15 protein-coding genes and 1 tRNA gene are annotated in these 12,033 nt (G+C 47.1%); 6 read left to right on the plus strand and 10 right to left on the minus strand.

Features of this window, described 5'->3' with window-relative positions:
* The first annotated feature begins 150 nt into the window (after positions 1 to 150).
* Complete coding sequence (gene mdoC / locus OGX94_RS23240) at positions 151 to 1,311, plus strand: glucans biosynthesis protein MdoC (RefSeq protein WP_193135214.1); 1,161 nt, start codon at positions 151 to 153, stop codon at positions 1,309 to 1,311.
* 19 nt (positions 1,312 to 1,330) lie between these two features.
* Here the strand turns inward: mdoC and OGX94_RS23245 are convergent, their stop codons facing one another.
* The 6 genes from OGX94_RS23245 to csgB all read right to left on the minus strand — a co-directional run bounded on the left by OGX94_RS23245 (position 1,331) and on the right by csgB (position 5,206).
* Complete coding sequence (locus OGX94_RS23245) at positions 1,331 to 2,821, minus strand: phospholipase D family protein (RefSeq protein ID WP_370613217.1); 1,491 nt, start codon at positions 2,819 to 2,821, stop codon at positions 1,331 to 1,333.
* A complete protein-coding gene (ymdB, locus tag OGX94_RS23250; RefSeq protein ID WP_164562948.1) occupies positions 2,754 to 3,296 on the minus strand; it encodes an O-acetyl-ADP-ribose deacetylase in 543 nt (180 codons plus the stop codon). The genes OGX94_RS23245 and ymdB overlap by 68 nt, the downstream gene beginning before the upstream one ends.
* Before the next feature lie 100 nt (positions 3,297 to 3,396).
* The gene (locus OGX94_RS23255) at positions 3,397 to 3,717 is read right to left on the minus strand and encodes a YmdA family protein (RefSeq protein WP_126955965.1); all 321 of its coding nucleotides are present in this window, start codon (positions 3,715 to 3,717) and stop codon (positions 3,397 to 3,399) included.
* Positions 3,718 to 3,867: 150 nt separating this feature from the next.
* On the minus strand, positions 3,868 to 4,200 hold the full coding sequence (gene csgC, locus OGX94_RS23260; protein ID WP_020996502.1) for a curli assembly chaperone CsgC: 333 nt from the start codon (positions 4,198 to 4,200) through the stop codon (positions 3,868 to 3,870).
* A gap of 60 nt (positions 4,201 to 4,260) precedes the next feature.
* Positions 4,261 to 4,710: a curli major subunit CsgA gene (gene csgA, locus OGX94_RS23265; protein ID WP_003832097.1), complete on the minus strand. Its 450-nt coding sequence runs from the start codon at positions 4,708 to 4,710 to the stop codon at positions 4,261 to 4,263.
* 40 nt (positions 4,711 to 4,750) lie between these two features.
* Positions 4,751 to 5,206 (minus strand): curli minor subunit CsgB, encoded by a 456-nt coding sequence (gene csgB / locus OGX94_RS23270; protein WP_003832095.1) that lies wholly within the window; start codon positions 5,204 to 5,206, stop codon positions 4,751 to 4,753.
* 760 nt (positions 5,207 to 5,966) lie between these two features.
* Here csgB and csgD point away from each other — a divergent pair.
* Genes csgD through csgG form a run of 4 tightly spaced genes read left to right on the plus strand, consistent with a single transcriptional unit; the run spans position 5,967 to position 8,318 of the window.
* Positions 5,967 to 6,617: a biofilm master transcriptional regulator CsgD gene (gene csgD / locus OGX94_RS23275; protein ID WP_003832092.1), complete on the plus strand. Its 651-nt coding sequence runs from the start codon at positions 5,967 to 5,969 to the stop codon at positions 6,615 to 6,617.
* A 4-nt stretch (positions 6,618 to 6,621) separates the two neighbouring features.
* Positions 6,622 to 7,020, plus strand: a complete 399-nt coding sequence (gene csgE, locus OGX94_RS23280; RefSeq protein ID WP_003832091.1) for a curli production assembly/transport protein CsgE — start codon at positions 6,622 to 6,624, stop codon at positions 7,018 to 7,020.
* A gap of 25 nt (positions 7,021 to 7,045) precedes the next feature.
* Positions 7,046 to 7,459, plus strand: a complete 414-nt coding sequence (gene csgF, locus OGX94_RS23285) for a curli production assembly/transport protein CsgF (RefSeq protein WP_003832089.1) — start codon at positions 7,046 to 7,048, stop codon at positions 7,457 to 7,459.
* 25 nt (positions 7,460 to 7,484) lie between these two features.
* Positions 7,485 to 8,318, plus strand: a complete 834-nt coding sequence (csgG, locus tag OGX94_RS23290) for a curli production assembly/transport protein CsgG (protein ID WP_003036082.1) — start codon at positions 7,485 to 7,487, stop codon at positions 8,316 to 8,318.
* A 46-nt stretch (positions 8,319 to 8,364) separates the two neighbouring features.
* Here the strand turns inward: csgG and OGX94_RS23295 are convergent, their stop codons facing one another.
* The 4 genes from OGX94_RS23295 to ghrA form a co-directional block, all read right to left on the minus strand.
* Complete coding sequence (locus OGX94_RS23295; RefSeq protein WP_032934412.1) at positions 8,365 to 8,847, minus strand: DUF1097 domain-containing protein; 483 nt, start codon at positions 8,845 to 8,847, stop codon at positions 8,365 to 8,367.
* A 101-nt stretch (positions 8,848 to 8,948) separates the two neighbouring features.
* The gene (locus OGX94_RS23300; protein ID WP_003832084.1) at positions 8,949 to 9,503 is read right to left on the minus strand and encodes a TorD/DmsD family molecular chaperone; all 555 of its coding nucleotides are present in this window, start codon (positions 9,501 to 9,503) and stop codon (positions 8,949 to 8,951) included.
* Between the two features lie 23 nt (positions 9,504 to 9,526).
* Positions 9,527 to 10,264, minus strand: a complete 738-nt coding sequence (locus tag OGX94_RS23305; protein WP_003832082.1) for a phosphatase — start codon at positions 10,262 to 10,264, stop codon at positions 9,527 to 9,529.
* Between the two features lie 210 nt (positions 10,265 to 10,474).
* The gene (gene ghrA / locus OGX94_RS23310; protein WP_003832080.1) at positions 10,475 to 11,413 is read right to left on the minus strand and encodes a glyoxylate/hydroxypyruvate reductase GhrA; all 939 of its coding nucleotides are present in this window, start codon (positions 11,411 to 11,413) and stop codon (positions 10,475 to 10,477) included.
* A gap of 236 nt (positions 11,414 to 11,649) precedes the next feature.
* Between ghrA and OGX94_RS23315 the strand changes: the two genes are divergently transcribed.
* Positions 11,650 to 11,737: transfer RNA gene (locus tag OGX94_RS23315), tRNA-Ser, on the plus strand.
* Positions 11,738 to 12,033 lie beyond the last annotated feature (296 nt).

The following is a 12,033-nucleotide window of genomic DNA, read 5'->3' on the forward strand; positions in this document are numbered from 1 at the left end:
GCTCATGGTTTAAGCAGGTTCATCTGCCTGTTTTCACTTTGCGTGCTTATCCTGGAGACAGGTTGTTGGACTTCGTGTAGGGTTGCCCTCGAATGTAACCATTATTCGTCTTAGGGATAAGACGAAAAGTCTGAGAATACGTAACTGTCTATGAGCTCTGTATCACCACCACGTGAATATTTTCTTGACTCCATCCGTGCCTGGCTAATGTTGTTAGGGATCCCATTCCATATTTCATTGATCTACTCCACCCACACCTGGCACGTGAACAGCGCAGAACCTTCGTGGTGGTTAACCCTTTTTAACGACTTTATCCATGCATTTCGCATGCAGGTCTTCTTTGTCATTTCAGGTTATTTTTCCTACATGCTTTTTTTGCGCTATCCGTTAAAGCGCTGGTGGAAAGTGCGTGTAGAACGCGTGGGGATCCCTATGCTGACCGCGATTCCGCTGCTTACGCTGCCGCAATTTATCATGCTGCAATACGTGAAAGGGAAAGCAGACAGCTGGCATACCCTCAGCGGCTACGACAAATACAATGCGCTGGCCTGGGAGCTGATTTCCCATCTGTGGTTTTTACTGGTTCTGGTGGTGTTAACGACCCTGAGTATGTGGGTGTTTACCCAAATGAAAAACAGACTATCGCGTGGAAACGGTACCCCTGCATCGGGGGTGTCGATGACCAAATTAACGTTGATTTTTATATTGTTGGGTGTCGGCTATGCCGTCGTCAGAAGAACGATTTTCATCCTCTACCCTTCGATTCTCAGCGACGGCATGTTTAATTTTATCGTTATGCAAACGCTGTTCTATGTGCCTTTCTTTATGCTCGGCGCGCTGGCGTTTATCAATCCTAATCTGAAAGCACTGTTTACCACGCCATCGCGCGGCTGCACGCTAGGCGCCGCATTCGCATTTGTCGCATACCTGCTCAATCAACGTTACGGCAACGGCGATGCCTGGATGTATGAAACCGAATATGTCATTACCATGGTCATGGGGCTCTGGATGGTAAACGTCGTCTTTTCGCTTGGCCACCGTTTACTGAATTTCCAGTCGGCTCGCGTGACCTATTTTGTCAACGCGTCGCTGTTCATCTATTTGGTGCACCACCCGTTAACGCTGTTTTTTGGCGCGTATATCACACCGCACATCAAGTCGAATCTGCTGGGTTTTCTCTGCGGCCTTCTTTTTGTGGTTGGAATTGCGGTCATACTGTACGAAATCCATTTACGGATCCCGGTGCTGAAGTTTCTCTTTTCGGGTAAACCGCCGATTAAGCAGGATAAAAACAAGGCGGTTGCCGGTTAGTTTTCTTGCATTGAATGGTTCAGAGCAGCCATTCAATGGGCAACACGGATGCAAGCCTCACCAGAACCCGCTTCCAGAATCCTGTAGCGGGTTCTTTTTTCAGTACCTGTTCGCTGCCAGAAAGCCGATCAACCCAGTTAATTCTGCCCCAACGGTCAAGACGTAGTTGCCAGGCCATATCACGCTGACTTTGCATAAAACGTTTATGAATCAACTCAGCCAGTACTTCACTCTCAATCACAAACCCCATTTCCGTATTGAGCAGCGTTGAACGGGGATCAAAATTAAGCGAGCCGATAAACACTTTACGACCGTCAATACTGAAGGTTTTCGCATGCAGGCTGGAGCCTGAATTACCGGTTAATCCCCGGTCGTGTACTGCTGAAACGCGATCGCGGGTCGGTTTGAGCTCGTATAACTCCACGCCGTAGCGCAGGAGTTTTTTTCGCCAACGCGCATAGCCCGCGTGAACGACTGCAACATCATTCGCCGCCAGAGAATTAGTTAAAATTGCGATCTTAACGCCTTTTCTCACCAGTCTCAGGAGCTGCGCCACACCGGCGCGAGTGGGTACAAAGTAGGCGGAAATAATATCAATACGCTCGGTGGGAGATCCCATCACGTCAAACAAACGCTGCGGTAATAGTGAGTGGCGCGGCGCTTTCCCCTCTCCTTTTGCAGGATCATCACTCAGTAAGCGCGTTTTCGCCCAAATTAGCGGCAGCGACCTCTGATCGAGATGGGTCACAAACTGGCTGGTTTCCAGCTTATGTAGATAGCGACGCGTGATGTCATCATTATACCAGGATTCAGGAAGTTCGATTTTTTGCGTAGAAGCAGGTTCTGCCACCTCAAGTACGTTTTGCAATGTTGAAACCGAGCGGCAGTGCCAGTAACGCTCAAAGTCGTCTGCAACATCCTGGACAACCGGCCCAATAGCCATAACGTCCAGATCGGAAAACAGTGGTTGTTCGCCTGCGCCAAAATAGGCATCGCCTATATTTCGCCCCCCCACAAGAGTTACGACGCCGTCAGCGGTATAACTTTTGTTGTGCATACGCCGATTCAACCGGGCAAAATCGGTTAAATAGCCCAGGGCACGCAGGATGCGAAAGGAAAAGGGATTAAACAGGCGAACTTCAATATTAGGGTGATTGTCCAGCAAACGCAGCGTGTCATCCAGACCTGGCGTGTTGTTATCATCCAGCAACAAACGCACCCGGACGCCCCGCTTCGCTGCGGTCAGCAAAACGGAAAATAACAATAGCCCGGACATGTCGCTTTCCCAGATGTAATACTGAACATCCAGGGTTCGTTCCGCCATTTCCGTCAACCGATAGCGAGCAGCAAACGCATCCAGGCTGTCATCCAACGTCAGAATGCCGCATTCTCCCGGGTGGTTTACGCATAGCGGCGTGATGGCACGCTCAAGTCGCGTCATATCAGTCCGTGCGTTCATCGCCTTGTTGGGTAAGTAATCTCTTGTATAGTCGAGCGTTTTCTTCATCAAAGCACACGAAGTATATTTGTTCGGGAAGCGTACGCCGGGTGATAAATTTCAACACCGTTTTCACCGCGATCTCTGCTGCTGCAGCGCGTGGGTAACCATAAGCACCGGTGCTTATCGCTGGAAAAGCAATGGATTGATAACCATTGGCTAAGGCCAGTTGCAATGTATTTAGATAGGCCTCTTCAAGTCGTTCAGCCTCGTGGTGATCACCGCCTTGCCAGACGGGCCCTACGGTGTGAATAACTGCTTTTGCCGGAAGCGCGCCAGCCAGCGTGATAACAGCATGCCCGGTCGGGCATTCTCCCTGTTGTTGTATAACCTGTTTGCAGGCCTCCAACAACGCAGGCCCGGCAGCACGATGAATCGCGCCATCGACTCCACCTCCTCCCAGTAACGAGGAGTTGGCCGCATTGACGATCACATCTACCGCGATCGTCGTAATGTCGCCCTGTAACACATGAACACGCGATTGCATAAGTTCCCCCTGACAAAACACTCTCCGTTAAGTGTACAGCAGGGTTTTCCTTGAAATCTCATTTTTTAGCCATAAGCGTGCATACCTACGCCAGAATGATTCATTTATATTCAATATTCAGAATAGCCATGCTTTTCTGTTCATTGAGGTAATGCATTTTCACCGTGGCAATTTGTTGCACACTTTGAGGCGCTGTCGTGACCTGTTGCAGGTCGTAGAGACTATTACTCATCGTGCCATCACGCATACATGACAATTCAATCAGTTGTTGTCGAGTGTTAACGTCGCAAGGTGCTTCAACTATTGCACCACGAAAATGAATAACCCCGCCGGGTAAGATTTGCGTCGCCATTGCGGGGAGGGTTAAAAGAGAAAAAGCCCACAAACCGGTATTTAAAATACGCTTTAAGAATGTACACATAAGGGTTCCTCAATGATTAATCATCCTTGAGGGATCACAATGATCCTTCACCGCTGCGAGTTACGATCAAATAAAACGTTTGTTCGTTTCTATATTCATAGAACAGCACCGCACTCCCAGCCACACCCTTAATGCAAATCCGGCAAAAAATTATGGGTGACTGTTTGAGTCAGGCCATTGTTGCGACAGATGCAGAGACTGCCCGTCAGAAACGGTAACGATAATTTTAACCGAATCCTCCGGTGAAATATTAAAGCTCATTTTTGTTAATTCAATTGGCCGATTAGCAGGGACCGAAAGGCTTGTTTTCTGCTGTGACTGACTTTGTCCGCCCTTTCCTTTACGTACGGCAAGAACTTGCACTTCACATACGCACGGTTGAGCTAATGTCACCTGAGGAATAATGGTGTACATGTCACCTTGCTGAGTTGTATTGAATGTTATTTGATTTGCCAACGCGGCAATGAGTAATAGCGTGTGCATAATATTCTCCCGAAAAAAAACAGGGCTTTCGCCCTGTTTATTATCAGTCAGAAAACTGAATTAGTGCTGGTTAGCTGTAGCATTGTTGCCATAACCAACCTGCTGAATCAGCACATTGGAGTCAGACGCTGTCTGATTAACCACAGCACCGTTACGACCACCGAACTGAGTTACGCTGATATCAGCATTTTTTGCATTCCACTGATCGATAGTAGCACTGTTCTGGAAGCCGGTCTGTTTCAGGCTAATGGTACTATCATCAGCACCTTGGCCGACGGTCGCACCGTTACCATGTCCGTGTTGTGTGATAGTCACGTCTGATTTACGTGCATCACTTTGCAGCGCATTCGCAACGTTACTAGAGCCAAATTGGTAAATACTCATTGAAGAGTCTGGGCCATAGTTGCTACCGCCACCATGATGATTACCGCCCCATTGCGGAACAACACCTGCCAGAGCACTGCCAGAAACTACGATTGCTGCGAATGCTGCCACTTTTAAAAGTTTCATGGTAAACCCCCATCGGATTGATTTAAACGTCGTTTATGGATTAGCGTTGAGTAACGCGAATTGCCATTTGCGACTGTCTCTGCACCACAACTGCTGTTTTTTGTGTACCGTACTGGGTAATATTGGCTTTATTACCAGAGCCTTTCTGGATAATCATCGCCGTATTACCGTAAGAGCTTTGTTTAATACTCGCATCATTAGAGCTACCCGTTTGATCAATATATGCAAAGTTATTTGATCCCGTCTGTTCTGTTTTCGCCCGGTTACCTGAACCTTCTTGCGAAATGACCGACAATAACTTAGTGCCCTCCTGGCGAGTATTTGCACTATTAGCAGTACCAACCTGACCAATAATGGCTGCCTGATTAAATGAAGACTTACTTAATTCATTTACCGCAAAGTTATATTCTGAATTAGCTAAATCATAACTGGTTGCGGATGCAATCCCAGGCACACCCAGTATTGTAAACATCATAAATAACAACTTGTTTTTCATGTTGTCACCCTGGACCTGGTCGTACATGAAGTTAAATTAATTACCACTCAAATTGTTGTTAACATGACTTACATTTGTTAACGCCACGTTACGATGAAGAGTATGTCCGTGGAAACATTTTAAATAACTCACCCGCGAGTGGTATTTTTATATCCGGATTCACACCAAAGTACTAATTAACAGTGAATAACATCGCTTCAGGTCTGGATTTTATTTTTATTTTGCTATCAGTAATGAATTTCTATGCAGTCACTGAGAAAGTGCATTTTGCACGATATCAGGGCCTCTCAGTACAACGTCGAGATAGACATCGGTACAAGTCGTGACAAAGGTCATTTTTTTCCATCTAAAATTGACCAACGTAAATTGAGATAAGGATTTTAGAATTCATTAGAAATTTAAAACTCAACAATCATTAATTAAATGACTTAAAATCAATGTGTTACTATAATTTGTATGATTTTTTAAATCTATGCAGCAAAGGTAAAATGTACAACTTTCCTATCAAATCTAAACTCTAATAAAACCATAAAATCACATTTTAATATATAATTTTACAAGTTGTTACATGTTTAACACTTGCTTTAAGATTTGTAATAGCTAGATTGAAATCAGTTGAAGTCCATTTGTTTTAATGTTTTCACCCCTTTGGGTCGATATTTTATATCTACACAGCAGTGCAACATCTGTCAGTACTTCTGGTGCCTCTATTTTAGTAGAGACAGCTGTCAGGTGTGCGACTAAAAAGTGGAGTTTCATCATGTTTAATGAAGTCCATAGTATTCATGGTCATACATTATTGTTGATCACAAAACCTTCTTTGCAGGCAACTGCATTATTACAGCATTTAAAACAATCACTGGCACTCACCGGAAAACTACATAATATTCAACGTTCTCTGGATGATATATCCTCCAGCTGCATTGTTTTACTGGATATGATGGAGGCAGATAAAAAACTGATCCATTACTGGCAAGATAATTTGAGTAGAAAAAACAACAATATAAAGACGTTATTGTTGAATACTCCTGATGATTACCCTTATCGGGATATCGAAAACTGGCCGCATATCAATGGTGTTTTTTACGCAACTGAAGACGAGCAGCGTGTTGTAAGCGGCTTGCAGGGTATCTTGCGCGGTGAATGTTACTTCACGCAAAAACTTGCCAGTTATCTGATCACGCACTCTGGAAATTATCGTTATAACAGCACGGAGTCGGCACTGCTGACGCACCGTGAAAAAGAGATCCTTAATAAATTGCGTATCGGCGCCTCAAATATTGAAATCGCTCGCTCACTGTTTATCAGTGAAAATACGGTAAAAACACATCTTTATAATCTTTTCAAAAAGATAGCTGTCAAAAATCGTACGCAGGCGGTCTCATGGGCCAATGATAACCTCAGGCGATAAAGCCATGAAACGCTATTTGACCTGGATTGTGGCAGCAAATTTATTCTTTGCTGCCGGGAGTCTGCACGCAGCGACAACCGTAGAGGTGGAGGTTCCCGGACTGTTAACTGACCACACTGTCTCTTCAATCGGTCATGATTTTTATCGGGCCTTTAGTGATAAGTGGGAAAGCGAGTACACAGGAAACTTAACCATTAATGAAAGACCCAGTGCGCGTTGGGGAAGTTGGATCACCATAACGGTCAATCAAGACGTTATCTTCCAGACTTTTTTATTCCCAACGAAAAGAGACTTCGACAAAATAGTTGTCTTCGCATTGGCAGAAACTGAAGAAGCATTAAATCGCCGGCAAATAGATCAAACACTATTAAGCACTAGCGATTTAGCGCGTGATGAATTCTAAAATATGATTTTGTCCGGAGGCTTTCATGCGTGTTAAACATGCAGTGGTTTTGCTCATGCTAATTTCACCATTAAGTTGGGCCGGAAACATGACGTTCCAGTTTCGCAACCCAAACTTTGGTGGCAACCCGAATAATGGTGCTTTTCTGTTGAACAGCGCCCAGGCCCAGAACTCATATAAAGATCCAAGCTATGACGATTACGGTATTGAAACCCCGTCAGCTCTGGATAACTTTACTCAGGCGATTCAGTCACAAATTCTCGGTGGCCTACTCACCAACATTAATACCGGTAAACCAGGAAGAATGGTGACCAATGATTTTATCATTGATATCGCCAACCGGGACGGACAACTGCAATTGAATGTCACCGACAGGAAATCGGGGAAAACTTCGACTATTGAAGTGTCGGGTTTACAAACACAGTCGACCGACTTCTAAGTTATAGCCACGAAAGGAAATAATCATGCAGCGTTTACTTATCATGGTGGCAGTAATTTTACTCAGCGGATGTTTAACAGCCCCGCCTCAAGAAGCCGCTAAGCCGACATTAATGCCCCGAGCCCAAAGCTATAAAGACTTGACGCATCTGCCTATGCCTACAGGTAAGATCTTTGTGTCGGTATACAACATTCAGGATGAGACTGGCCAATTTAAACCTTACCCGGCAAGTAACTTCTCAACCGCCGTCCCGCAAAGCGCCACGGCTATGCTTGTCACCGCATTGAAAGATTCTCGTTGGTTCGTCCCACTGGAACGTCAGGGGTTACAGAACTTGCTTAACGAACGCAAAATCATTCGTGCAGCTCAGGAAAACGGTACGGTTGCGATTAATAACCGGATCCCGCTACAGTCCCTGACCGCGGCAAACGTCATGGTGGAAGGGTCAATTATCGGTTATGAAAGCAACGTTAAATCCGGTGGTGTCGGTGCACGTTATTTTGGTATTGGCGCCGATACGCAATACCAGCTCGACCAGATAGCGGTAAACCTGCGCGTAGTTAACGTCAGCACCGGTGAGATCCTGTCGTCAGTGAATACCAGTAAAACCATTCTGTCTTATGAAGTACAGGCTGGGGTGTTCCGCTTTATTGACTACCAGCGTCTGTTGGAAGGTGAAATTGGTTACACCTCTAACGAACCGGTTATGCTTTGTCTGATGTCAGCGATTGAAACGGGCGTTATCTTCCTGATTAATGACGGCATCGATCGCGGATTGTGGGATTTGCAGGATAAGAAACAAGTTGATAATGACATTCTGGTTAAATACCGTCATATGTCGGTACCGCCAGAATCCTGATGGGTCTATACAGCATAAAAAGCGTGAGGAAATCCCTCACGCTTTTTTATTTACTGGTCAGCGTCGACGATATTCTATTTTCACGGCGAGATGCCAGCCACAGACCACTGTTTTTCATCGCATAGCCGAATACCAGACCCAGTGCCAATGACGGAACAACCAGTCGCCAGTCCCCCTGCCCTGCAAATGTTGCACATGCGCCAATGAACGTGCCCGGTACAAATGAAAGCAACCATTGCTTTGCCTGGATACACATCAGAAACGCGACAATTCCTGTCATGACATAACCAATAATGTCCATATGCGGAGCAAGCGCGCTACCGTTAATAATCACCAACGCCCACACCACACCGCTTAGCAGCGTACACGCCGAGATCCACAGTCCTTTTAACCCACCTTGCGGGCAGGCGAAATAAGCCGTACAACCCAGAAAGCCAGCCCAACTGAGTAAACCAAGAGAAACGGCCACCCATCCCCAGATCCCGGAGAGAATGCCCGTTGTGATTGCAATTGAGAGAAGTATGTTCATGCCGCGCATCTTAGCAGAAAAACGGCATGGGAATGAGATCGCGCACACAATTTATGCAAGCTTATAAATTGAGTTGCACTATTAAGTGATACACATCACATTTATTCGTCTGTATCTTCCTGCAATTCGTCCCACATCGCACCAATGGCATCACGCGTCAGCGGTGCTATCGTACGCCAGAAAGGCGTGTTCGCGTGCGCTTCAACTTTTCCAAGGAACGTACCGCACCAGGGCAGCAAGTAGTCTACAAACAAGGTTTCAAGCGCCTCACTTTCATCTTCCGCAGACTGGTCCTCAAGCCATGAAGCCGCCAGCAACAGCGTACCAATGTGATCTGCCGGTGTATCAGCCAGCGGCATGCCCCGGGCTGAAAGAAATGCACGAACATCGGATTCTTTCGCCCCTTCTACCCAGGCACTACGATAAGGCGGCACTGCACACTCGTCACCGACAAACAGCGCGTTGTAATCTGCAGCCAGCTGGGGCATATCGCAGCTCTTCTGTAAACGGGTGAGCAGTTCGTCCTGTTCCAGCGGCCAGTTGGCTGACAGTTTACCTTCACTAATCAGGGTAAACAGGGGAACCAGTAAAGGGTCCTGCGGTTGGCGGTAAAATAGCGAGCCCAGTACACGACACAGGATAGAAAACTCGTTCATTGATATATTCCAGTTAGTAACAATTACAGTTCAGCAAATTCCGCGATCGGCTCCATGCCTCGCGATTCCAGAAACGCCAATAGACGTTTAGGTGTGACGTTTAAAATTCTGTCTTCAGGGAAATTAACATCATCCAGGATTTTACGGCATTCGCCAAATTCTCCCAGCGTGAAAGCGGTATGTGAATCCGACCCTAACGCCACCCAGCCGCCAGCATCACGTACAGCCGCAGCAACCGCACGACAATTATCCTCACTGCCCTTACGCGAATGCAAAAACGAAGAGTTATTGATTTCCAGTGCAACCTGGTACTTTGCCGCCGCCTTCGCAATTGCTTTAATATCAACAGGATACTTTGGATTTCCCGGATGACTGATGATGTGCACATTACCGCTGGCCATCGTAGCTATCATTGCCTGGGTATTGGTGTCTTTATCGTGAGGGGCAAAAACCGGCTCATGGAAGCCCGCAATAATGAGGTCCAGGGAGGTAAACATCGGACCTGAACAGTCAATTTCACCTTCAATATTCTTAATATTGGCTTCGATTCCTCGCAGGATCCCCACGCCATCCACGACACGTGGCCAAATACGCATATTGATAAAGTGCCAGTGATGAGGCGCATCCGCCATGTCCGGTCCATGATCGGTAATGGCAAACAGCTTGATGCCTTTGCGACGAGCTTCCGCGATGTAATCACTTAAGGTGCTGTAGGCGTGGGTGCTGGCGACGGTATGCATATGCAGGTCAACGGGATACATAACTCTCTCCTGTAGTCATTTTCCGTCAAGGATAGCAGGTATCGCCGCCATTAATACCCTAAAAATTCGAGTCGTAGGCAGGTGGCAAGGGAGTGATACCTGAATCACTTACTTATGTAAGTGATTCAGGTGAACAACCGTAGCCAACGCACATGCAGCTTGAAGTATGGCGGGTATTCTAGCTGAAACCCGGTACTTGCCGGGTTACCATCAATATCCCCGAACGCGATTGACCTGACCTGTTACGACTTGCCCGCTCTCCAGGTTCATAATCGTGCGGGAGATATAGTCCACCGCTTCTGCCGGACGGGTAACTGCGGCAATATGTGGCGTCATCGCCACACGCGGATGTTTCCATAATGGGCTGTTTTCTGGCAGCGGTTCACGGCTATAAACATCCAGCATGGCCCCCTTCACCTTGCCGCTGTCCAGCGATGCCAGAAGATCGTCTTCATTGAGATGAACACCGCGTGCAAGGTTCAGCACGTAGGCGCCATCCTGCAATTGGCTAAGTAAATCAGCGTTAATAATGCCTACGGTTTCTGCCGTATTAGGCAGGAGGTTGATCAGCACGCGAGTTTGACTCAAAAATGCGCCCAGTTCCTCAGTACCGGCGAAGCTTTCCACGCCAGACCAGGATTTACGCGTACGACTCCAGCAGCGCAGTGGGAATCCCCATGCTTGCAGGCTTTCGGCAACTTTTGCGCCCAATACCCCTGCCCCCATGATCCCGACGGTAAATTCCTCGCGAGTATATTCTGACAACGGTTGCCATTTCGCCTGATTTTTCAATGCCTGATAATCATCAAAGCGACGAAACCAGTGCAGCACCTGACTGACCGCATATTCCTGCATTTGCAGGCCCATACCCGTATCTTCCAGACGGAAAAGCGGGATCGACGCATCCAACATTTCCGGATGAGCATTGAGTTTACTGAGAATAGAATCGACACCCGCTCCCAGCGCAAATACGGCTTTTAATTTTCGTCCTGCGAGCATTTCAACCGGCGGATGCCAGACCAGCGCATAGTCAGCATGTGCATTATCACCCGCTTTCCACTCGCGTACGTTCGCACCAGGTATTGCCTTTGCCAACGCATTAATCCACCAGGTCGTATCGAATGTTGGGTGATAGAAAATTATATCCATATTGTCTCCTGAACATTGTTGTGCGGAACTTTCTCGCACTTATTATCATCATTTTTCGAGGGAACATCAGAGTAGCAAATTTTAGGATGCTGGCAAAAAAAACAATTCCCGCTTATTTATGCTCCATGTTGCTTGAAGTTTGTGTAAATGCACATTTTTTTCAAAAAGTTGATTGACGGCGGGGCGGTGTTTCCCCTACATTAGCGCCCGTTCCGGTAGCACAGGGACAACAATATGGTGAGGTGTCCGAGTGGCTGAAGGAGCACGCCTGGAAAGTGTGTATACGGCAACGTATCGGGGGTTCGAATCCCCCCCTCACCGCCATATTTTAAGAAGAGCTCGTACGAAAGTACGGGCTTTTTTTTTCGCATGTTGCACATCTGCGGGGGGATGAGAAGCCCCGACCGGGGTTCGACTACTGGCGCAGCCAGTTGGACAGACCGGGAGCGCAGCGTACGGGCTGCCCCGCAGGGGCGAGCAAAGCGAGTCAATCCCCCCTCACCGCCATATTTTAAGAAGAGCTCGTACGAAAGTACGGGCTTTTTTTTCGCATGTTGCACATCTGCGGGGGGATGAGAAGCCCCGACCGGGGTTCGACTACTGGCGCAGCCAGTTGGACA

The organism is Citrobacter sp. Cpo037, from assembly GCF_030332945.1.
GTDB classification, from domain to species: domain Bacteria; phylum Pseudomonadota; class Gammaproteobacteria; order Enterobacterales; family Enterobacteriaceae; genus Citrobacter; species Citrobacter portucalensis.